Genomic DNA, 23,666 nt, shown 5'->3' with positions numbered 1-23,666 from the left:
TTAAATTTACCGAGTGGGTTTTAAACCGGCCCGCTCAAAAGACCTAAAATTTACAAATTTAAGGATCAAATTTGAGAAAAATCATATCCGTTTTATTACTACTGGCAGCGACGCTGGGCGCGCTTGAATTTACCGATCAAAACGGCAATAAACTCCACTTCGACCGCTCCGTTAAGAGCGTAGCGCTGTTTCCGGTGCCGCTAGCCTCGTTTTCTCTTAGCGTCGAAAACAACGTATCTCGCCTAGCCTCCGTCCATCCGATGGCTAAGAAAAATATCGAGCGCGGAATGCTCGGAAAAATGATAAAAGGCGCTGCCAGTATCCCCGCAGGCGGTATCGGAGAGGATTTTACTCCAAATATCGAGGAGCTACTAAAACTATCTCCAGATCTAGTGGTGCAGTGGGGCACGAGAGGCGAAAAGATCATCGAGCCGCTGCGAAAAGTAGGGCTAAACGTAGCTTTGGTAAATTTAAGCGGCACGGAGGAAGATCCGCTTTTTTGGTTTACGATGCTGGGTAAAATTTACGAAAAAGAGCAAAGAGCGGAGCAAATTTTACAAAACAGAGCCGAGGTAAGAGCTAAGATCGAAAATTTCGTAAAAGGGCTTAGTAAAAAGCCGAAGGTTCTTTTTATATTCGGTAGGGATAAAAGCTACGAGGCCGCAGGCGGCGGGACGTATTTTGACTACGAGATAAAGCTAAGCGGCGGAGTAAATGCGGCGAATTTCGGGGGATTTAGAATTTTAAATAAAGAAGAAATTCTTACGCAAAATCCGGACGTTATCTTGCTTAGCAACTTCGACGAGCTTACACCGCGGGACTTTTTTAACGATAAAATTTTAAAAAACGTTAAAGCTGTCAAGCAAAAAGCCGTCTACAAAATGCCTCTGGGAGGCGATATGTGGGAGCCGCCTACGGGCGAATCGCACCTAGGCTGGGCGTGGTTTAGCGTGCTATTTTCTGGGCAGGCGCATATAAATTTAAAAGACGAGATGAAAAAGAGCTACAAGTTGCTCTATGGCTACGATCTAAAAGGCGACGAGATAGCTAAAATTTTACGCTTCGACCTAAACGGAGAGAGCAAATTTTACGAGCTTTTTAGATAATGAAAAAGTATCTGTTTTTATCGCTTTTTCTAGCCTTTGCGATCGTTTTTTCACTGCTTGCGGGCAGGATTTCGCTTGAGGGGCTAATTGACTATTATCAAAACGACAAAGAGACGCTTTACGCTTTGATATTTGACCTACGCTTGCCTAGGCTGATAGCGGCGTTTTTGATAGGCGCCAGCCTTAGCGCGGCGGGCGTGATATTTCAGGCGATGTTTGCAAACCCTTTGGTAAGCCCAAATATCCTGGGAGTAGGTAGCGGAGCGGGGTTTGGCGCGGTAGTTTGCATTTTAGCCTTCGGTAGTCCCGTAGCCACGCAAATAGGCGCTTTCGTTTTCGGCTTTTTAGCCGTCATGATAGCTTACGCCCTAGGGGTTTTGGCAAACAAAAACTCAAAGCTCATGCTGGTGCTTGCCGGCATCATCACGGGTGCGATATTCGAGGCGCTGATCTCCGCCGCCAAATACGTCGCCGATACTCAAGAAAAGCTACCTAGTATCGTATATTGGCTGATGGGAAGCCTAAGCGCCATATCTTGGAGCGACGTGGCAGCGCTTGCACCCGTTTGCGTTAGCGGGCTCGTGCTTTTGAGCCTAATGGGCTGGAAGCTAAACATTTTATCCCTAGGCGGCGAACATGCAAGCATCTTGGGCGAGAGTAAATTTTTAGGCCTTATATTTATCGTGCTTGCTACGCTGATAACGGCCGCAAGCGTAGCCATTGCCGGTATCATCGGCTGGGTCGGGCTTTTGATGCCGCATGTTACGAGGCTGATTTATGGCTCCGATAACTCGCAGCTAGTTCCGATTTCTGCGATATTAGGCGGGATATTTTTGATGCTAACCGACGTCGCGGCTAGAAGCGTGAGCTCGGCTGAAATCCCGCTAAGTATCCTAACCGCGCTTATAGGCGCTCCGATGATCGGCGTAATCATCGTTAAAAAGGGCAAAAGATGGTCTTAAGCGTAGAAAATTTAAGCTTTTCTTACGGGGCGAAGCAAATTTTGCAAAATTTGAGCCTTAGCCTAAAAAGCGGCGAAACGCTTGCGATTTTAGGCCCAAACGGCATAGGCAAATCTACGTTTTTAAAGATTATTTTAGGACTCTTAAAAGCAAAAGGCGGTCAAATTTTGATTGATGGGCGCGATCATGCCTCTCTTAGCGGTAAAGAGCGCGCCAAACTCGTAGGATACGTGCCCCAAAGCGAAAATATCGCTTTTAGCTTTAAGGTAAAAGATCTGATTTTAATGGGCGTAAACGCAAACGTCGGTATGTTTTCAAGGCCGAGCGCAGAGGATAGGGCGATAGCCGAGGAAGCCGCAAGCATAGCGGGCGTTAGCGAGTATTTAAATTTAAACGTAGACGAGCTAAGCGGCGGCATGATGCAGCTGGCGCTTATAGCTCGCTCGCTAGTACTACGGCCAAAAATTCTAATCATGGACGAGCCGACTTCCTATCTCGACGTCTTTCATCAAAACGCCGTTTTAAGCCTAATCAAAAGGCTAAATAGCGAGCAAAAAACCTGCGTGATCTTTACCTCGCATCATCCCGATCACGCGCTTGCGGCGGCGGATAAAACCTTGCTTTTAAACGGCCCCTTAGGATATGAATTCGGCGCAACGGATCAAATTTTAAAGGGCGAAAATTTAACCAAACTTTTCGGTATTGATTTTATAAATTTAAACGTCGAAGATAAAAGGAGGTTGTTGGTTAGATGGAATATCGATTAATTATAGAGCGCTTAGGCCTTTATAATAGCTTTTACCAGGCTATAAGCCATAAAAACTATTATTAGATACTTGTAAATTTACTTAATCATTTTAGTTTGAAATAGTCTTATATTTTATTGCAGAAAATTTATACAAAAATAGACAAATATGTCATTTTACATAGATTAAAAAAATAAACAATTATAAAAATTTAATGACAAGAAAGAATATCCCAAAGGAATTTCCTTTGGGATTAAAGTAGTTATTTAAATTTTAAATCTCGTGTACTACTACGTCTTTAATTTCTAGGGTTACGGTGTGACTTCCTTCTACTTTTGTATAGACGGCATACCCATCAGAAGTAGGATTAGTATCCTTTATCCAGCCTTGTAGCGTTACATGATCGTCACCATTACCATCTATTCTTAGCTTATTATGGCTATCAGTCATATCTAAAACGTCTTTAGCTGATAGATTTATATTGTTATTGCCTTGGGTTAAATCTAGTTTTTCGAAATTCTTAACTCTGCTAAAATCTATACTACCGTCGGCAACCTTTAGCGTATCGATGCCGTCTCCGCCGTCGATAGTAGAGCTACCGTCTATGCTTGCGTTTTTACCGATAGAGACGGTGTCATTGCCTGAGCCTAACTTTATGTTCGAATTTATAACCGTACCGTCTATTTTTAAAGTATCTTCTCCTCCGTAAGTTTGTATTTCAGCATTTTTGACGGTAGCACCGGCTTTAACGTTTATGGTATCTTCTGAATCATTTCCATGATCTGATCTTATATAAGTTTTATGCTCATTAAAGGCATTAAGACCAGCATCTCGGTCGCCAAATACCGCGCCAGACTCTATATTTACTTCATTTTTACCCTTGTCTAGTCCGATCTCTGCTTCGCTAAACGTACCGCCTCTTACATATACTTTATCTTCACCATCGCCGGTATAAATTCTTGTGCCGGTTAAATTTGCTCCGGCATTGATATATACTTTGTCATTACCGCCATCCATATTCACTTGAGAATCTTTTTTGAGCGTAGCATTATCTATTGTTAAAGTATCAATGCCCTCGCCCATATCTGCTTTGACTGTTACTTTAGCTCCGCCGTGCATCTTTATCTCATCGTCTCCGCCGTAAGTTTGAAGATGATTGGTATTAGTATAAGTAAAGTCGCCCGCTATATCTATAACGTCTTTGTTTTGGCTACCCATAAGGCTCTTTACTATAGCTTCGCCGCTTTGATGGAAATTCATATATTGCTCGCCTAGAGATTGAGAAGCTTGTATCGTTACGTCTTTTAATACGGCGTTTCCGGTTACGTTTAGAGTAGCTTTATCTGTTGATTTACCGCCTTCAAACTGCAATGTGGTGCCATCCAACTCGGCATTATCTTTGATTTCTATCTTATCATCCGCTCCAGCTCCGGTGTTAAAATTACCACCTTTAGCCTTAACGCTGCCACCTATAGTTATAGTATCGCTACCTTGTTCTCCTTGAAGATACGTGTTATTTAAGATTGCCTTGCCACTTACTGTTATAGTATCATCGCCGCTTCCGCTCTTGTTATATCCGCCGGTTAAATTTGCGTTTCCGGTTATTGTTATCTTGTCATTACCATTACCAGACGTAATATTAGTGTACTTAAGTTTCGCATCCTCGATTTTTACAGTATCTTCTTTAGCTCCGTCAACCGCATTAGCATTAGCATCGCCAGTATCTATCTTTACGTTATTTAACTCAGTCCTTGCACCTGAAATAGTTATCTCATCATTTCCCGGTCCACTTGTGGGATCAAGCGTAGTTCCGCCGTCGCCCAGTATAGAGCCGCCGGTAAATTTAGTTCCATCGTTAATGAAAATTTTATCGTTTCCAGCTCCGCCGGATACGCCTCCTATACCCCAGGGACCGTTAAATTCCGCTCCGTTAATATGTATCTCGTCATCTCCGTCATCAGCCCAAACGGTAGCTTTATTAAACTGAACGCCACTTTCTAAATATACTCTATCGTTGCCTCGTCCAGTTGTAATGAGTGAATTGTCTTGAAATATAGTTCCATCTTTTACAGTAACGATATCATCTCCGTTTTTCGTATATACATTAGAGCGTTTGCCTGGACTACTTTCCATAAATGTAGCGTTTGAAATAGTTATTTTGTCATTATCGTCAGCTGCCGTATCGCTTCCTGTACTTAGCGTAGAGCCTTTAAATGTTATACGATCAGTAGAATTTAATTTACCGTCATTGATCTTTATATTATCTTCACCTGCACCCATATCTACATTTACATTAGTAAGTGTTATACCACTTTTTATATTTACAGTATCTGAGCCATCTTCGGTTACAATATTTGATTGAGCCGTCGCGGTAATATTTGTATTTATGTTAACAGTATCGTTATCAACTCCAGTATTTATACTAATATTATCTATTGTCGCACCAGTGTTAATATTAACTGTATCCTCGCCGTCGACCGTTATAATAGTAGAATTTTTTAGAGTTCCGTCAATATTTACGATATCTTTAAATTTATTGCCCCAAATAGTTTTTGCATCTAAATTAGTAACATTTGAGATATCTATCTTATTTTCGCCATTACCACCAGATATCCCGCCTATATGAGAATTTTTAATTTTTATTCCATCATTACCGCCCCATACACCGCCTTCTACGACTCCCTTAACAGTAGAGTTTTCAACAGTAATATTATCCTTATCAGAATCTGCGGCTCCGTCGTATCGGCTAGGATTTTCTCCCTTGCCACCGCTAACGTATCCGTTTACGGTTGCGCCGTCTAAAATTTTGATCGTGTCGCTATCTTCTCTACCTTCAACGTTTCTTAGTATTGTAGTACCTTGACCGCGCACCGTAATCTCGTCATTTCCCCACATACCCCATACATAACCTGCTTTAGCGCCGTTTTCTACGAATATCTTATCGTCACCGCCTCTACCATTTATGTAAGTAGCATAAGCACCTTTGCCACTTACGGTTACAGTATCGCCTCCTTCATCTCCTTGTATATAGCTAGTCCTTGCGTCATCTTTTACCGTGATAGTATCGTCGCCGTCTCCACCAGCTATGATTTTCGCGCTTGTTCCTTTACCGCTTACGGTTATAGTATCGGCATCGGCACCTTTATCTTCTATATCCAAGCTTGGATTTACTTTCTTTTCATACTTATCGTTCTTTGTTTTCGTGTCGCCGTATATAATGCCATCTACTTTAGCACCGCTATCTACGGTTATAATATCTTTTCCCGCATTACCGTATACGTTTCCGTTTATTATAGATCCGTTTTGTAAAGAGATCTTGTCTACGCCATCGCCACCGCTAATAGCATCTGTGGTATCATCTCCCATATAATCTTTAGCAGCTCGTCCACTTACCGTAGAATTATTTACAGTTATACCATCATTTCCAGAACCACCAAAAATTTCTACTGCCTCTGCACCATTTTTGAGATCAACATTATCGTTTCCAACTCCACCATATACAGATTCTATTTTTGCATTGTCTACTGTTATTTTATCTATGTTATCCGACCCAAACACTTTTAAATTCGGATTAGGATCTACTATCTTAGCTACTGAGCCATCATCTGGATAGTTTGAAGCTTTTGCTGTGCTAGTTACCGCTAGGTCTTTAGCATCATCTTGACCAATAGCTAGTTTACCATCATTGCTTACATACCAACCGTCTTTGTGTTGGAATGCACTAGGAGTAGTAGGATCGTCAGGAGTTAGATAATCTCTACCATCAGTATGTCTATATACGTGATATCCATTAGGTATAGAGTTATAAAATGAAGCTAATAGTCTAGAAGATGTGCTCTCTCCTACATATGCTGATAAAGGAATTTTTATGCTTCCTGCTGGCAAAGCAGGCTCTATTGCTCCAGCCCCAACAGCACTTCCTCCACTTACGCCAAAGCTATTATCTCCACCTGCTGCTAGAGATAAAGCATCTATGCTTCCTACATTAGCATTTATGTTGCTAATGTGGCCTCCTTCTGCAAAGCTAGTAGAAGATAAGCTTACGCCATCTCCACCATTGCCACCTGCTTGTGGACCACCTGCTGCAGTTTCTTCTAGAGCATTAAGATCTGTTCCTTTTAAGATGGCTTGTTGTAAAGCTGAGATATCAGCTACTGTTTCGTTATTGTTAGAGTCTTGATCTAGAGTTAGAGTATCTTTACCTATTAAAGTTATATCTTTACCATCAGTTTGAGTTATTGTTACTTTAGAGTTAGAACCCTCTGTAACTATCTTTTCACCTTGGTATACAATATCTCCTACACTTAATTGTCTTACCTCTCCTGTTAAGTCATTAAGTGCTCTTGCTATTCCTCCGTTTACGCTTTTAACTACTCCGGCTTCTTTAGCCATCATGTTCTCCTTATTGTTATATTATTTGAAATTTTGAATGAATTATATAAATTTTAGAAGTATATGTCTATTGTACTGGGGTACAATATTGAAAAATTTGTGTGGCTAGCTTTTATCGTAGCCCTAAAAATTACCTTTGCTTGTAAAATTCTTAGCATTAGTTTTAGTAGAAATTGATTTTATTTAAAAAATTTAAAGACTTGCCAACAAAGCAAGTCTTTAAACATAATCTTATAAAGCCTTTATATCTCCACCGATAACTCTTAGCCCTCTACTATCAAATATCGCCTTTACGCCAGCTACTTCTATCACGACGCTTGATCCCTCTATCGTTACTTTTGTGCTACCTACTTGATGGATTATCTTATCTTTGGCGTTTACCTCATAAGTCGTCTCTATATTGCTAAATTTTGAATCAGCAATCTCAGTGTGCTGGGCAGCTGTTTTTGTTGTGAAATTTGACTTAGCATTTACATCAATGTAGCTATTTGCCTGAAGCACAATATGCTCGTTACTAAATTCATTTATGCCTTTTTGTGAATTTAGCTTATAGCCACCATCTATATTTTGCTCTTTTGTGCCCTTTACCTCTCTCATCTCATCGTTATGTATGGTCGTATTAAGATTTGATTTTACTTCTACAAATTTATCATGTCCTACAAATTCATGACTATCTTGACCTACTCTTGTATTGTTATCAACAGCTACGTTTAGCGTATTTGAGACACCAACTACTGTATCTTTTGAAAGTCCAACTGTTGTTAGATACTCAGCTCCCACATTTACATTTTTTGCCAGATCTATCGTCTGGATGTGGGCTTTTTTTACTCGCTCAGTATAACTTCCATGCACCTGTGAGCTTTTATCATTTAGTATTGTTTGAGAGAAGTCATTATTTACAAGCTCGTCATAGTCCTTTTCTGCTTTTACATAAATTTGCTCTTTATTTTTTAAATTTGATAAAGTGATCTCGTTTATGCCGGTCTCATTTGTGCCAATTGTTTTTGAGCTAAGAGATGTTTGGTGATAGTTGCTATCCACATTTACAAGTGGCGTATTTGAAGCATTATATAGGCTACCACTTACTACTGGGTTGTCTATGTCATTTTGTAAAAACGAGATAATAACCTCATCGCCAATCCTTGGTATGGCAAAAAAGCCTGAGCTATTGCTAGCAATAGGCGTTATCACCCTTAGATAAGCACTCTTGTGATAGCTTGCGTTGATGGCATCGTCTTTATCGATTATCTCTTGTGTACTAAAAGCATTTAACCTCACCTTTACCCTACCATAGCTATCAGTATGGATCGTATTATTTTGGCTATTTAGTCCATCTTGACCGACTACAAGACCTAGCGTGATGTCTGGTGCTTTTGGCTTTTGCTTGTAGCTTGGGACAAATTTCACACTACTTGGAATGATGCTTATCTCGTTTGTGTATGAGCTTATAAATTTTTTATCTTTAAATGGGACATTGTCGCCTAAATTTAAGGTATTTTCTAAAACACTCTCATCAATATAAGTATGCTTTAAAGCTATTATTTTAAACTCATATTCGCCCTTGCTAGCGTCAATGGCTACCGAGATATTGTCATTTAAATTTAGTGCAAATACATTTGAGCTAGCGGTAAATTCTTTTAAAAGCATATCGCTTCTTAGTTTTTTAAGGTAGGTGCTAACTTCAAGCAAGCTAGTGTCACTAAATGAATACTCGTCCAAATTTATATGCTTATCATAGATATTTACCTGCTCGTCAAATATCTTTTCATTTTTACTCTCTAGCACATTTGGATAAGCTGTATTTTGAAAAGAGTGCGTAAAGCTATTTGCTTTTAGCGTCTCGCTCTTTGTTATTTTATTTATGTGTTCGGTTGCTAGATTATTATTCAAATTTACATTAAAGCTTACTTTTCTAGCTTCCTTGCCACTGCTTGTATCGCTTGAAGTAAAATTTTCATTTTGATTGCTATAAGCTAGTATAAATGTATCATGAAAATAAATTTTTTCATTATCTTCATAAAAATATATACCACTATCATGGCAAAGTCTTGTTATAAAGGCTAGGTCGCTTTCATTGTACTGGGCTATAAATTCTCTTTTGTTGTAGTTATTTTTGATATTTGAGAAGTCTAGCTCTTTGGTTAGCCTTTGTTTATTAAAAGTCAAAATATCCTTTACTACTTCTAAAATGCTCTGGTCTGTATAAATTCTATTTGCTCTATTTATGCTTAGTCTATATAGTGGCGAAGTTAGCTTGAATTTAAAGAAGTATTTTTTATCTATATTTGTACTAGTCTCATCATCTACCCCAAGATACTCTACATCGCTTACTATTCCACTAAAGTGCATATCGTTTGAGCTACCATCTGGAACGATATTTTTATTTGTTGAAGACGGCCTTTTTATGCTTAGCTTTATACTTTTATCAAGATATTTATATATGCTTGAGTAATTTTTATCGTTATTGTAGATGGTGTCTAAATTTTCATAAAGCGGGTTTTTCACCAAATTTATATAAGCAAAGCACTCTATACTAAATATACTTTCCAAATTTTCATAAATATCTGCACGTGTAACGATAAATTTATCGTTTGACTCGTTTGCTATCTGAAGAGTCGAGAAGGTATCGTTAGATACGCCGTAGTCCACAAAGCCGTCTGTTGCCACTGAGTTACCGGATGCTAGCATGACAGGCTTAGTCAGTGATGATGTTGGTGATGTTAAATTTTTGTCCATTTGTTGCTCTTTCAATCTTTTTTAGTTTTCTTCTTCTTGCAATCTTTTTTCAAATTCTCTAATATCAGCATCAGTAATTTTGTATACCGATTTTGTTTCCTCTAATATTCCTTTATCTTTAATTTCCTTGTAAATTCTAAATTTTCTTTCTTCATCAGTATCAACCCCAGTTTTGGCTACTTCTGTTACTGTATCAAAAATCTTCCCTACTATTGGAGGTTTAGGATAAAAACTATTAAAATCATCCATGGCTTTTTTAGCCTTTTTTGCCGTAGTTTCATCGCCTATTTCTATCGGCTCAGAAATTTTATCTTTTATATCTAGTTTCTTCTTGCTTATATTAAATAAATCCATTATTTATTCTCTTTTTTTAACAATTTCAATAAGTCTTTTTCATCATTTATAAGCGTTAGTACTTTCTGTAAAAGAATATAGCCTCTTGGGTCTTGTCCATGTTCTAAGAGTTTTTTAATTAGCTTAAATTTCTCTTCTTTAAATTCTTTATATTTTTGAGTTTTAATAAATTCTAATAGCTCAGGACTTGGGGACTGTCCTTCTAGTTTAACACCATTTTCTTCGAAAAAAAGCAAAAAGTCTAATCCTATTGAACCAGCCAACCATACATTAGGTACTGCACCTTTTTCTAAAATCTCGTCAATACTTTTAGGCTTATTTGCGCTATATGCAAATTCTAATAAACTGGCCTTCATTGTGAAATTCGGTAAATTTATACTAGCATTAGCATCACATCCAAGATCATCTATATAGTATTTTATATACTTAGTAGTTTCAGCGTCACTTAAATTTTTATTAAAAATGAGCCCAAACATATCCGTACAATTTGCTTCGTGTGAATATAAAGATGTTATGAGAAATATGATTATTGCCAATTGCTTCATTGCGCTAATTCCTTTTGAGTTCTATTCTTTAATAAATTATCTAGATCTTTTTCATCATTTACGAGTTTCAAAATGTATTTTAAATATTTGTAGTCTTTAGGGTCTTGTCCGTATTGTAGTTGCTTTTTAATTAATTTAAATTTCTCTTCTTTAAATTCTTTATATTTTGGAGTTTTTATAAATTCTAGTAGCTCCTTGCTAGGTATTTTACGCTCAAATCCAACTCCATTATCTTGAAAAAATAATAAAAATTCTGATCCCATAGAAAAAGCTAATCTATCATTTGGCTTTATGCCCTTATCTAAAAGGTTATCAAAAGTCTTAAATTTTTTCATTAAAAAGGCGATTTCTAATAAATTTGGCTCATATCTAAGTTCATTACTTTTAAAAGTTATATTCGCATCGCAATTAAACTTATCTATATAGTAATCTATGATTTTAATGGTATTTTCATCACTTATATTTTTATCAAATATAGCAGCGAACATATCCGTACAATTTGCTTCGTGTGAATATAAAGATGTTATGAGAAATATGATTATAACTAGGTGTTTCATATCGCATTTCACATATCATGTTAATTTAAAAGATAAAGATAAAAAGGGCTCATCTGTGTCCTTCTAGCTAGAAGATGATTTTATTAACCCTAGGGGTAAACCCTAGGTTGGTTTTAAGCTTTTTTAGTAGCTTCTCTCCAGTCATCGCTTCCGCTTGTACCTGCAGCTACGTGTTCCCAAACTATCTTTCTATAGTTCATTGAAACTTTGAAAAGCTCTGTTTTGTCGCTGTTTAGCTTATCTTGAGCATTTGGACTTACTAGAGTAATATCTGTTATAGTTGCATCTTCTAGTTTTGTAGTAAAGAAATGCTCCGCACCACCACTAGTTGATGTTCTATACCAATAGATCTCAACCTCTGGAAGTCTTTCACCTTGTGTTAAGGCATTGTAAAGAAGTGGAACAGCTTTATTTAGTGATGTAGTAAAACTAAATGGCTTATGGACTCTTTGACCTGATGGTTGGCCACTTTGTGGATCAGTTGGAACTGTTACTATATGAGAAACCTCTTGAGCCATAATCTCATCTTCGTGACCTGACTGATAGCGATTACCTATACTAGCTTCTGTTGAAGCACCACTTGAAATAAGTCCTTGTGTAGAACCTTTCACTTTAATATACACTGGTTGTGACATATTTACTCCTATTAAAAAGTTTGGATTATTCTATCTTTTATTTACTTTCTGTTTTATTAAAAACATTACTTTTTTAACATATAGCTTTGAAGAGCTTTATGTAATAGGTAATTAAAAGCTTCCTTATCTTCCTTAGTGCTTTTTAGTACGGCTCCTGAAAGATATTTAAAAAACGAGTTATTCTCAACTATATCATACATTTGGCTATATAACTCTTTGCATATAAGCTTAACCAAAACAGTATTTATTAGTTCTGTCGAGTCACTAAGAGGAAGAGTTTTCATGATTGTTTCCATATCTTTTGTATTTAAAGTCCTAGTCTGCTCACTTATAGGGCTCATATTTGGTTGCAATTTTATACTCTCAACTATCTTTGTCAAAAGCTCATCCATGCTTTTTGCAGTTAGCATATTTTGATTATTTGCATTTTCTTCTTCATCAAAATTTTGAGCTATCTCATTTAAATTTAAAACTGCATCGTGCGCATTTTCATTTAAAGTGATATCTTTTTTATCATTTATTAACGAGTTTATCTTTGGTTCTTCTTTAAAATCAACATTTGAAATTTTACCAACTGGCTCAAAACGTTTATCATCAAGTTTGTCAAAATTTTTCGTATTTTCTATTATCTTATGGGCTTTTCCTATATATTCATCAATCCTAGAAGGGTCTATAAATATAAATTTTAACTCCCCTATCCTAAAGACGTCGCCCAAATTTATGACACTCTCATAGTCATCCGGAAGCTTTGAATATGAATCACTATAAAAAATTTCACAATCTTTATAGCCACAAATTGTGAAAACCCCCTCTTCAAATCCAACATGAGCGTGTTTTGGTGCGATTGAATCGCTCATATCATTACAAGAAAATTTTGTAGTATCTAACGAGCCTATATCGCCACCATTTTCATCAAAAATGATAAATTGAGCTGAAAAGCTTGACGCTTTATCGTAATTTTGTATAACTGCTGCTATTTGTTGCATATTTTATCCTTAATAAAGCATCTTCTTTGGTAAATTTATCGTTGGTATGATATCCATAAGCTCTAAAAGCTCTCCTCCATTTGGTGTTACTTCAAAGCCAAAATACGAATCTCTTCTACCATCAAAATTAAGCGTACTAACGCCAATGCTACTAAAATTTGAAGCTTTTAATATCTTATACCAGCCCCACTCTCCATCAAAGCTTAGCTCTTTTCTCTCGCTTCCAGTACTTGAAACTGCATTGAATTTAAACTGTGTTGATATATCAAAATTTTTACTTGAAACTATCAAATTTGAGGCAATTGTATGATCATAAGTCAAAGAGTTATTAGAATAGCTAATATTTATATGGCTAAAATTTGCCGATAAGTCGACAGCTTTTAAATTATAATTTAATTTTAGCTCATCATTTGAATCAAGCATTAAATTTGAAATTCTGTCTATATAGGCAATATTTTTAAGGAAATCTCTGCTAAATCTTAGCTCTTTTGCATATTTTGGTCTTATTTTATAACCATCGGCAGTTTTGCTTAAGATTTGTTTTAGATATCTATCATAAAAGCTATTCCAAGTTCCGTTTTTGCCAAAGAATCTTTTAAATTCTTCTATACTGACAGCCTTTGGAGATTGTTCGTTAAATGGATAAAATGGCTTGATAAGACTTTCAAAATCATCAAAAACATCATCTCTATATGCTGTTGATAAAAGCGCTGAAGCGCCATTTTCTACTTGTTTCCACGCAAGTGTCGATAACTTTTGATAATATTCATTTAACTCATCTGGAAGCTTCTTAGCATCATTATTTAAGACAACAAATGGATCATTTTCGTTTTTTATGCCATTTATTGCATAAACTATTTTATCATCGTTGCTTTGAAGCATTTCAAAGTTATAGTCACTAACTTTTTTATAAACGCTTGTTACATCGTTACTTATAATATCTAGCAAGTCATTAGAATTTAACGCATGATAGTTAGTAAATTTAGCACTAAAATCGCTGAAAACACGCTTTATCTCACTTGAAGCAAATCCTAGAGAATAGATATATTTTAGTAAATTCTCATCATTTAAATTTGTATTTTGATTAGTTAATTTTATTAAAGAATTTAAAGGATTTTCTCTTTTTGACAAGATGTCGAGCTCTTCTATGACCTCTTTTTTTGTGGTAAATTCATTTGGTTCTATTTCTCTTAAAATTTGGCTCCACTTATCAGCATAGTTTTGCAAATAAAGCTCTATTACAGCAATGCTTAACTCTTTCTTATCATTTGAGCTAATATCTTTTAAAGAAGAATTTGTCTCCATTAGCCAAGATTCTATTCCAGCTGTTTGATCTATGTTTGAGCTAAGCTTTGATAAGAAATCTCTTAAATTTTCTTTTGTATAAATTTTATTAAATGGCTTAAATGCTTCTTTCTCTTGGACTACTGTGTATAAATTTTCAATATCTTTTTTAATATCATAAAAAGATTTATCATCTTTAAATGATATGAACTCAAGTATATAGTAGAGTCTTTGTGCTCTTTGGACAGGTGATAACCTCGTATTTGCTATACTTTGAGCAACTGTGTCCGCAGTTATGTTTAAATTTTCTGCCTTTAAAATAGCCTCAATATGAGCTAAGAATTCATCTTTTGCAACGCCATATTTTTCAAATTTATCCCAGTTTGTGCTAATCCAAATTTTAAATAAATCCACATTTGTGTAATCTTTGTCAAAGAGCGAATCATACATATAAAATGCTTTTATTAGCTTATCTGGATCGCTTTCATTTTTTAGTATATTTTCCATTTCAGTTAAAACTGTATTTTTGAAAAAATCAGCATTCAAATCATAGTAAAGTGCTTTAACTGGAGTGAAGCCTTTATACGAAGTATCTAGTGTTATATACTCAAATTTAGTATCACCGCTGAAGATTCTTGGATAGTCATTTAGACTTTGTTTTAGTAAATTTAGAAGCTCAATCTTTTGTGTTGGAGAGAGATCCTTGTATTTTTTGCCATCAAGGTATGAAGAAATTTTATTTGCATTGTTTATAGCATTTTGCTCTTTTATGTTTTTGGTATCTAGAATAAAACTAGCGCCCAAATATACTCCAGCACAAAGTATGGCTACTAAAACAAAATTTGCAAATTTTGTAAATCTATTTTGAGCACCAAATTTATTTAAGTTGGCTTTAAAAGCTATCTCTTTTAAAAATGATTTTACAAAATAGCTTTGTTTACTATAGTTATTTACTGCTCTTAAAAGTGGTTTTTTGATGTTATATCTATCGCAAATAGTATTTGTAAGGTAGTTTATAGGTATATTTTCTTGGTAAGCACTGACGAAATAAATTCCATTTATGGTTGAGCTATTTTTAAGTGCATTTTGAGAGCTTAGCTTTGTTACAAAATCTTTCACTAAAGCAAAAAAATTGTCAAGTTGTTTTAAAAAGAGATATGAGCGTTTTTTATCTTCCAAGAGGTGTGAAATCGAATTCTTACTCATGAGATGTTTAAATAATGACTCGCTTAGGTTTTTTAGTTCAGTTTCTAGTGATTGTTTTGAGAAATTTGGATCTAAGTTTATTCCTAGAGCTTTATTTGCCACATCTTCATTGAAAAGCCTAAAATAATCTCCCATACCATCTATTAAGTCAAGTTTGCTAAAAACAATATAAATAGGGAATTTAATATTTAGATGTTTCTCACAGTCATTAACCCTTTTTATCATATATCTAATTAATTCATCAAAATATTCTTGCGTGCCTTCGAGGAATTTTTTAGTATCTATGATTAAAACCGCGCCACTTAATCTAGCGTTAAAATCATTTCGTTTTAAAAAGTGTAAAAATTCACTCCAGATACTTTTTTTAAGCAAGTAATCCCTATTTTTATCCACATCATCTTCAGGAAGCTCTTCAGTAGCTGTTGGCTGATACAAACTCTCTTGTGCAAAATGTATGCCCTCAGTATCTAAAAGTGCGCCAAATTTTGAAATGTAAAGATTAAAGTTTGTTGTACTTTTGTGTATTTTTTTATAAGTATCCAAACTATCAGATAGTGGAAATTCGATATTTGAGTAGTTTATAAATGCGCTCTTTCCAGCACCTTCATTACCCATTATCATTATTAAAGGTAATTTTTTAAAATTTATATCTTTTTTCCATGTTGTTTTGGCATCTTTCAAAGAAAGCATAAAATTTCTTTTTGCCTTACCAAAGCTATCCATAGACTCTTTTTTTATCTCTTTTAGCTTATTATTTTTTTCATCTTTTTGAGATGCCAAATAGTGCATTAATGGTTTGATTAAAACAAAAAATAAAATAACTACCCAAAATGCAATTAATATAGTGACTCTTGAACTTATGCTAGCAAAGCTATATACATCATTAAAAGCTATAAGTGGAGCATAAAGCCAAAATAAGATACTTAATGCAATAGAAGCTACCAAAATGGTGCTGTGTTTAAATCTAAAAAAGACAAAAAATCTTCTTAGGTAATCGATAAATGCCATTGATGCACATCCTTTTACAAATAAATATATTTCTTTAATGTAATAATAACAAATATTTTAGATTTTATATCTGAAAATTTAAGAGCAGAGCCTAAATTTTATAAAATTTGACATATTTTTATTACTTTTAAGCCTTGCACCAAGGCCTATTTTACTATAACTTTCATCTATCCCAAGCTTTAATTGCATCTTTGGAGAATAGTTTATTTTTATGTATAAATCGGCAACAAATTCATTATTCGTAAAAAAGATAAGAGTATCTTGAAGCTCTTTAAACTTTCTTCTTTTTGGGAAAAAATCAATAGCTTCTTCATAATCTATGCCATTTATATAAACTGCTATCTTAGTTTGTTTCTCAAAAAGCTTTTTACCAAGTATAAAATTTCTACCCAAAGCCCTATTTTTGATACCAAGCGAATTTAAATTTGAAGGCGCTATAAAAATTTGATTTGGTAGATTTTCTAGCAAAAATAGCTTATTTTTTAAATTAAAATGACGCTGCAAGGCAAACTCGATCTCTCTTTTAGGCCTTCTTTGGCTAATAATAAGCGGAGAAAATGGTAAGAATTTTTTTGCTAATTTTTTATTACTTATGTTTAATATATCCAATAAAATCTTTGAAATTTTATCATCAAGTTCTTTTTCAAAAGATCTTGCATAATTTTTTAGACTAATGCTATCAAAGAAAAGCCAAAGCAAGTAATTGTCAAAAAAGTCAAAAAATTTCTCGAAATTATTATCGCTACTCTTTGAAATCTTCTCCAAGATATAGCTTGTAAGATGCGAGCCGCTTCCTAAAAGACCCATAAAATTTACGACAATTTTTACTGCTTCCTCTTTATTTAAGCTTTCAAGCTCATTAATTGGATAAGCAAAACTTGGGCTATTTTTTAAAAAAATATCTCTTCTGTCGTGATGCTTTAGGCAGTTTTTTACTAACTTAAAAAAAGAAGCTTGATTTAGTTCTTTGTTCATATTAATTTTTTTGTTCCACCTAAAAAGTCATAATTAAGCAAAATTTTACTCTTTATACACTTTATTTTAAGTTCACAAAATGAATTGATCGAGGCAAATTTTGATAAAAATTTAGCCAAATTTATACCTAAAACATAGACATTTCCGATACTCTCAAATTCACTTTCATCTATATAGAATATGCAGAGCAACCCTCTTTTTGCAAAGCCTTGGTCAACTCTATAAATTTGCTTCGTTTTTATATCATAAAGCGAGTTAGCAAATTTTTTAAAAAACTCATCATCTGGTATGCTAAAGGTATTAAGAAGTGCTAAAAAAGAGCCCTTCTCTAGTATACTTTGATAGCTAAAAGATAATATGCTAACCAGTTTCCAAAGAAGATTTCCATCTATTTTTACTCGCTTTACACTAGTTGGAATGGTTAAATTTTTAGTTGTTACACCTTGGTGGGACAAAACTCTATCTATCTCGCCAAGTTTTAGCTTGCAAGGTAAATCACCATTGCAACAAAGTGCATCTATGCTGATGGTCTGATCTTTAGGGTCGCTTTTAAAAAAAGAAATTTCTTTATAAGAGTTTAGTTTTATATCTGTTTTATTGCTGACAAAATAATAATCTTTTGCTCGCTCATCATTTAAAAATTCAAATCTCTCAAAACTTTTATAGTTTTTTAATATCCTTTTTTCATTATTATTGCTATGGGCGACCACCTTATTTATTGAAACGATTTCATAAGCATCGATATTTGAGCGATCTAGAAAAATTCTATATTCGCTTCGTCTATTGTTATTCAAAATAGGCTCGGCACTCATTGCAAATAAATTTATTACAGGTGTAGCAAAAAGAGAAAAATACTCTAGCCTTGGCACATATCCACTTGGCATATCTTTTGAAAATATGAATTTAATATTAAAGCTTTTTGTAGAAAAATTTTTAAGAAAGCTAAGGCCGTTTAATCGTACAAAATTTAACTTTGAAGGAAAAAATGATAGCTCTTTTAAAAGCTCAAATGCTTCAAATCCAAACTCATCACTCTTTATCAAACGCTCATCAAACTCATCTAAACTAAGTTTATCAGGGCTTAACTTTATCTCTTGATCGCTATCTTCAAAACTTATTGTAATAAATTTCAAGTAATTTTTTAGCCACATTAGGAGCGTAGAAGAGAAGTAAACATTATTTCCAAGATATAAATTTAAAAAATCTATATCAAGTTCTTTTGTGCTAAGCTCGTCCTTTGTAACGCTTATATTTAAATTTAGAAGATAATCACTCTTGTTGTTTGACATAAAAGCTTTTGTTATCTTTAAGGGAAGTAAATTTATGTCAAAGATCGTTTGAAATTTGCACGTTATGCCATTGATCTGCTTTGACTCGACTATACTTCCTTTTGGTATAAATTCTCTCACCCCAGAGAAGTCATCTCTTAAGGTAAATTCTTGCATACAAGCTGATGGAAAAGGATTTGTATAGCTTGGCATTAAGATATTTACTAAAGACTCAGCGATTAGTGGGATATTTTCATCTAGTTCTTGCCTAATCCTAGATGTCAAAATAGCCATATTTTCTATTATACTCTCGACATCAGGATCTTTGCTTTTAGTATCTAAAAAGGGTGCTACTTTTGGAAAATTTTTAATAAAAAGAGCTCTTGTTTCATCAAGATACGCCATCTCTTTTTGAAAATAAGCTAGATTATTTTCATTATAATCCATTATAAAATCTCACAATATCTATTGTTTTTAAAGATAACCTTTAGCAAATATTCTTTGAAATTATCGTTTTTATGCTTGTAGTTTATATTAAAGATGATACGCCAAGGCTTTAGTGAGTCATCATATCCGATAGATGTTACTTCTATTCTATTCTCATTTGAGCTGATTAATTCATATATTGCCATACCAAGTTTATGACCAAGCTCGTTTATCTCAACACCCATCGACCAAAGATCAATAATACTATCATTTAATCGGCCGTAGTTACCAAGTCTAGAGTTTAAGATAGTATCAATGTGATCTTTTATGTCGCTGTCTAGATCTTTAAAATATGGACGTAGCTTTGATTCATCACTAAATTCATACAAAATTTTATCTATCAGCGACATAGCAAGCTTACTCTTTGTCTAGTTTTCCGACCAAAGAAAGCTCGAAATTTGCTCCCATAAATTTAAAGTGAGGTCTAGCTAGAAGCTCTATTTTATACCAACCAGGCTCGCCGGCTATATCACTGACGATTACTTTTGCACTTCTAAATGGTCTTCTACTTCTAACATCTGCTGGTGGGTTTTCCTGATCTGAGATGTATTGTCTTAGCCATTCATTTAAGCCGCGCTCAACATCGCTACGCTCTTTCCATGTACCTATCTCTTCTCTTTGAAGCACTTTTAGATAATGAGCCAAACGAGAGATCAAGAACACATAAGGCAGTTGAGTTCCGAGCCTGAAATTTGTCTCAGCAGCTTTACCTTCTGGCGTATTTGGAAAAATTTTAGGCTTTAACGCAGAGTTTGCTGAGAAAAATGCAGCGTTATTACTATCTCTTCTTAAAGTAAGAGCGATAAATCCATTTTCTGAAAGTTCAAATTCTCTTCTATCTGTGATCAAAACTTCGGTTGGAATTTTTGTTTGGACGCTTCCATAATTTTCATAAGTATAAGTTGGAAGATCTTTTACGGCACCGCCACCTTTTGGCCCAATAATATTGCCGCACCATCTATAATCAGCAAAACTATCTGTAAGCCTTGTAGCAAACGCATAAGCTCCATTGCCCCAAAGCATATCATCATGATTATTTACAGTTTCTCTATAATTAAAGCTCTTTATAGGGTTATCTTCTGGCACATAAGGAGATCTTGTAAGAAATCTATTTACCATACATCCTGTGTATTTTGCATCTTCATTTTCTCTAAAAGTTCTCCATCTTGTATATTGTGGGCCTTCTAGCATGCTTTTTAGATCTTTTATATTTTCAAGCTCACCAAAATTATCAAGTCCGAAAAATTTAGCAGAAAGAGATGTAAGAAGCGGTGAATGGCTCATTGCAGCAATTGATGACATTTTATTTAAAAAAGTCATATCTTGATTTGATTTATCTAGCTCATAATCAGCCACTATCGCACCAACTGGCTCACCACCAAATTGTCCATATTCAGCTGAATAAATTTGTTTATAAAGTGTACTTTGAGTTATATCTAGATTATTTTCAAAATCATCTAAAATTTCTTCTTTTGTGGCGTCCAAAAGATCAATTTTTACATTTTCATTAAAATTTGTTCTCTCAACCAAAAACCTAATTCCACGCCAAGTTGATTCTAGCTCTTGAAAAGATTTATTGTGTAAAATTTCATCCATTTGAGCAGATAAAAGGGTATCAATGTGAGCTATCATCTCATCAAGTGCGAGCTTATTTATTTTATCTTCAGCATTATTTGTTGTGATTATATTTGAAATAAACTCAGCAACTCCTTGCTTTACAACACTATAACTCTCGTCATCTTTTGAATATTTACTCCTTTGCATTATGCTTTCAATGATAGGAGTTTTAACTTTAGTTTCAGACATTTTTATTCCTTATCTTGTTCGTCTTTAATCTCTAAAAGAAGTTGTTTTCTACTATCTTCATCTTTTATAGCTTCTAAAACCGCTTTTCTAAAATCAGGCATATTGCCCATAGGACCTTTTAGTGCAACTAAAGCTTTTCTAAGCTGCAAGAGTTTTTTTAGTTCAGGGATTTGATTCATAATGTTATCTGGATTAAAATCATGGATGCTCTCAAAATCAAGGTCAATATTTAAGTCTTCATTATTAGAATTTAGCTTATTTTTTACAGAGAAATTTGTATGAATATCTAAGCTTTTCATAACCTGATCAAAATTTATTTTATTGATAGAAATCACTTCACGATCTTCAAGTGGAGTTTGGTTTTTACCAGTTAAATTTGCAACTACCATAAGTTTTAATGGAAGCTCTACATCAGCCTCTTGGTCATTTGTCTTAGTTTTATAAACTATATTTATGCGTTCTTTTGGTGGGATTAGATTATCTGCCATAGCAACATCCTTTTTTCATAAATGATTTAAGAATTATATTTAAATAAAATTAAAGGTGATTTAAAAAAACATATTTTATCACACAAATGTTTTTGCCTTTATATATATGTCTGATAAATAATCTTTAAGCTCGGTATTTTCTATAAAATTAACTATTTGTGCATAGGTAGCTTTTGCATTATTATTCATACCTTGAGCAGTAAAAATTTTTGATAATTCAAGCATAAAATTAAGCTCACTTTGAGCACTTGAAGCATGCTTGCTTTTGTCTAGTTCTTTTATTAGATCTTCAAAACTCATATCTTTTTTACTATCACTGCTGGAAGTAAATTCCAAAGAGTTGCTTTTAATAAAAAATTTATTTATATCTTCGCTAAAAAAAGCTTCTCCGCTTTGAAATTTAAGCTTTTTTATATCTGGAAATTTATCAATAAAATTTAAAACTATATCACAAATAAGATCACTTTGCCTTGCAAGTCCAGCACTATTTAAAAACTCGCAAAATATCTTAATGCCTTCTATCCAAAATGGGTTAAGTGCTAAATTTCTTATAAATTTTTCTAAGTTGTCAAGATTTAGTTCGTTACTTTTTTTAAAAAGCATAATCAGATTTTCATCAGGATAACGTATCTGTGTTATTTGATCGCTACTTGATGGAAGCGCCTTTATTCTGCCCCACATTGCTTCAAAAATTAAAGTATAAGCGTTAAAATTTTTAATATCACTCTTTAAAAGCATTAGTGATAAATTTATAAAATATTCTCTAAAATCTCTATCATTAAATGTACTAATGTCATTGCCGCTAAATGAAACGTTTTGATGGTAAGTTGGCTCAGTTTTTGTAATTACTTTTAGCTCTTTGGCTTTTAAAATTTCTTCTTTTTTTTCTTCTATATAAAGCGTATCAAAATGCGTACCAAGCTCTTGCGAAAGCTCAGGCACAAGATCATTAAACGCTTTTGCGTCAGCTTGATCCAAAGCTTTATCATTAGCTTGCGTAAAAAGCTCTATTGTCTGAGCTATTATCTTTTTTTTAGCAGGTAGCTGCTTTTCGTTTTTTGCAAGCGAATTTGGCTCTTTTTTCAAAATAGATAGAAAAAAGGTAAAGGCTTTTATAAGTGTCTTAAAAGCCTCTTTGTCGTTTAAATTTATAGCAGAAATCGCTAAGAAATTTAAAAGCTTGGCGTCAAGACTAAATTCACTTAAGGCTTTTAAAGATGAGCTAAATACGTAATCCCACTTTATGCTATCATGCATCAAAGTTTTATACTTTGACATCTCATCAGTTAAACTAATATAAAGCTCATTCTCTAAAAAATCTTCATTAAATTTATTACAAAAATTATCTTGCACTTACTTGTTATCCATAAAATTCTCTATCTTGTTATTTAGGATACTATCGTTTCTGATATTGTTTTGATCCATAGAATATGTACTATATAAAAATGCAGCTGCGATCATAGCAATGGCTAGCAAAATGAAATAAAATTTTAAGCGCTTTAGCGAAAATACCTCAAGAAAGCTTTTCTTTGTCTGTTTTAAGTAACTCTTTTCAAATACATTTTCATCGGCCTTTATGAGCGGAGAAACGGCCGCAGCTATATTTTCACAAAGATAAGAGATTTTTTCATTGCAATCTTCTTGGGTTTCATATTTTCCTTTATAACCAAGCACCAAACAAGCATATATAAATTCCAAGAAATCTTTATTTTTGCCAACATTTTCAAACCACTTATCCATAATGCCAAAAAATTTATTTCCACCTAGATTTTCATTAAAAAATCTTGTTGTCAGTGTATTATTGGCCCAAAAGCTGTTCATAAAAATTTCATTTTTTAGCAAGCTCTCATCTATAAAAACACAAAGGCAATATCTAAGTCTAATAATATCGTCTTCCTCGTAAATACCTAGATTTGATATCTTTGAAGTAGTGCTTAAGATATCATTTATCAATTTTTCACGTAAATTTGCCATTTCACTTTGTGAAAAATTTTGTAATTTTGAAACCCTATTCGCCAAAAGAAGTAGTGGTAACACGTGATCTAGTGCAAGATTTGTGCCAAGACCCAAAAGATTTGTTTGACTTAAAACTGAGGTTTCATTTTGATTTTCGTTCATTTTTATCC

At 34.1% G+C, this 23,666-nt stretch carries 18 protein-coding genes; 3 read left to right on the top strand and 15 right to left on the bottom strand.

The window, feature by feature from the left end:
- Nucleotides 1-71 precede the first annotated feature (71 nt).
- The 3 genes from CYP28_RS08220 to CYP28_RS08210 are packed head-to-tail and all read left to right on the top strand — an operon-like array spanning nucleotide 72 to nucleotide 2,835.
- Entirely contained in the window at nucleotides 72-1,106 is a 1,035-nt protein-coding gene (locus CYP28_RS08220) for an ABC transporter substrate-binding protein (RefSeq protein WP_103593814.1), read from the top strand.
- Nucleotides 1,106-2,068, top strand: coding sequence for a FecCD family ABC transporter permease (locus tag CYP28_RS08215; protein WP_103593813.1), 963 nt, complete (start codon nucleotides 1,106-1,108; stop codon nucleotides 2,066-2,068). The genes CYP28_RS08220 and CYP28_RS08215 overlap by 1 nt, the downstream gene beginning before the upstream one ends.
- Complete coding sequence (locus tag CYP28_RS08210) at nucleotides 2,059-2,835, top strand: ABC transporter ATP-binding protein (RefSeq protein WP_103593812.1); 777 nt, start codon at nucleotides 2,059-2,061, stop codon at nucleotides 2,833-2,835. Before CYP28_RS08215 ends, CYP28_RS08210 begins: the two co-directional genes overlap by 10 nt.
- A gap of 252 nt (nucleotides 2,836-3,087) precedes the next feature.
- Here CYP28_RS08210 and CYP28_RS08205 read toward each other — a convergent pair whose 3' ends face one another.
- The 15 genes from CYP28_RS08205 to icmH all read right to left on the bottom strand — a co-directional run bounded on the left by CYP28_RS08205 (nucleotide 3,088) and on the right by icmH (nucleotide 23,658).
- A complete protein-coding gene (locus CYP28_RS08205; protein WP_103593811.1) occupies nucleotides 3,088-7,206 on the bottom strand; it encodes a beta strand repeat-containing protein in 4,119 nt (1,372 codons plus the stop codon).
- A gap of 231 nt (nucleotides 7,207-7,437) precedes the next feature.
- A complete protein-coding gene (locus tag CYP28_RS08200) occupies nucleotides 7,438-9,942 on the bottom strand; it encodes a type VI secretion system Vgr family protein (RefSeq protein WP_103593810.1) in 2,505 nt (834 codons plus the stop codon).
- Between the two features lie 21 nt (nucleotides 9,943-9,963).
- A complete protein-coding gene (locus CYP28_RS08195) occupies nucleotides 9,964-10,296 on the bottom strand; it encodes a hypothetical protein (RefSeq protein ID WP_103593809.1) in 333 nt (110 codons plus the stop codon).
- A complete protein-coding gene (locus CYP28_RS08190) occupies nucleotides 10,296-10,841 on the bottom strand; it encodes a hypothetical protein (RefSeq protein WP_242047072.1) in 546 nt (181 codons plus the stop codon). The genes CYP28_RS08195 and CYP28_RS08190 overlap by 1 nt, the downstream gene beginning before the upstream one ends.
- Nucleotides 10,838-11,329, bottom strand: a complete 492-nt coding sequence (locus CYP28_RS08185; protein ID WP_103593808.1) for a hypothetical protein — start codon at nucleotides 11,327-11,329, stop codon at nucleotides 10,838-10,840. The genes CYP28_RS08190 and CYP28_RS08185 overlap by 4 nt, the downstream gene beginning before the upstream one ends.
- A 182-nt stretch (nucleotides 11,330-11,511) precedes the next feature.
- On the bottom strand, nucleotides 11,512-12,033 hold the full coding sequence (locus CYP28_RS08180; protein ID WP_054195925.1) for an Hcp family type VI secretion system effector: 522 nt from the start codon (nucleotides 12,031-12,033) through the stop codon (nucleotides 11,512-11,514).
- Nucleotides 12,034-12,098: 65 nt separating this feature from the next.
- Nucleotides 12,099-13,019 carry a hypothetical protein gene (locus CYP28_RS08175; protein ID WP_085658348.1) on the bottom strand — a complete coding sequence of 307 codons (921 nt, stop codon included), beginning with the start codon at nucleotides 13,017-13,019 and terminating at the stop codon, nucleotides 12,099-12,101.
- Between the two features lie 9 nt (nucleotides 13,020-13,028).
- Nucleotides 13,029-16,517 carry a type VI secretion system membrane subunit TssM gene (gene tssM / locus CYP28_RS08170; RefSeq protein ID WP_103593807.1) on the bottom strand — a complete coding sequence of 1,163 codons (3,489 nt, stop codon included), beginning with the start codon at nucleotides 16,515-16,517 and terminating at the stop codon, nucleotides 13,029-13,031.
- Between the two features lie 78 nt (nucleotides 16,518-16,595).
- Nucleotides 16,596-17,492, bottom strand: a complete 897-nt coding sequence (locus CYP28_RS08165) for a type VI secretion system baseplate subunit TssG (protein WP_103593806.1) — start codon at nucleotides 17,490-17,492, stop codon at nucleotides 16,596-16,598.
- The gene (gene tssF / locus CYP28_RS08160) at nucleotides 17,489-19,207 is read right to left on the bottom strand and encodes a type VI secretion system baseplate subunit TssF (protein WP_103593805.1); all 1,719 of its coding nucleotides are present in this window, start codon (nucleotides 19,205-19,207) and stop codon (nucleotides 17,489-17,491) included. Before tssF ends, CYP28_RS08165 begins: the two co-directional genes overlap by 4 nt.
- A complete protein-coding gene (locus tag CYP28_RS08155) occupies nucleotides 19,207-19,596 on the bottom strand; it encodes a hypothetical protein (RefSeq protein WP_054195920.1) in 390 nt (129 codons plus the stop codon). The genes tssF and CYP28_RS08155 overlap by 1 nt, the downstream gene beginning before the upstream one ends.
- A gap of 7 nt (nucleotides 19,597-19,603) precedes the next feature.
- Nucleotides 19,604-21,052, bottom strand: coding sequence for a type VI secretion system contractile sheath large subunit (gene tssC, locus CYP28_RS08150; protein ID WP_054195919.1), 1,449 nt, complete (start codon nucleotides 21,050-21,052; stop codon nucleotides 19,604-19,606).
- Nucleotides 21,053-21,054: 2 nt separating this feature from the next.
- The gene (tssB, locus tag CYP28_RS08145) at nucleotides 21,055-21,540 is read right to left on the bottom strand and encodes a type VI secretion system contractile sheath small subunit (protein ID WP_103593804.1); all 486 of its coding nucleotides are present in this window, start codon (nucleotides 21,538-21,540) and stop codon (nucleotides 21,055-21,057) included.
- A gap of 78 nt (nucleotides 21,541-21,618) precedes the next feature.
- Complete coding sequence (locus CYP28_RS08140) at nucleotides 21,619-22,893, bottom strand: type VI secretion system domain-containing protein (RefSeq protein WP_103593803.1); 1,275 nt, start codon at nucleotides 22,891-22,893, stop codon at nucleotides 21,619-21,621.
- Nucleotides 22,894-23,658: a type IVB secretion system protein IcmH/DotU gene (gene icmH / locus CYP28_RS08135; protein WP_084110013.1), complete on the bottom strand. Its 765-nt coding sequence runs from the start codon at nucleotides 23,656-23,658 to the stop codon at nucleotides 22,894-22,896. It lies immediately after the preceding gene.
- Nucleotides 23,659-23,666: the final 8 nt, after the last annotated feature.

The sequence above is a fragment of the Campylobacter concisus genome (assembly GCF_002914195.1).
In the GTDB taxonomy this organism is placed as follows: domain Bacteria; phylum Campylobacterota; class Campylobacteria; order Campylobacterales; family Campylobacteraceae; genus Campylobacter_A; species Campylobacter_A concisus_M.
The sequence above is the reverse complement of the archived record's forward strand: the minus strand, read 5'-3'. Positions and strand labels throughout refer to the sequence as shown.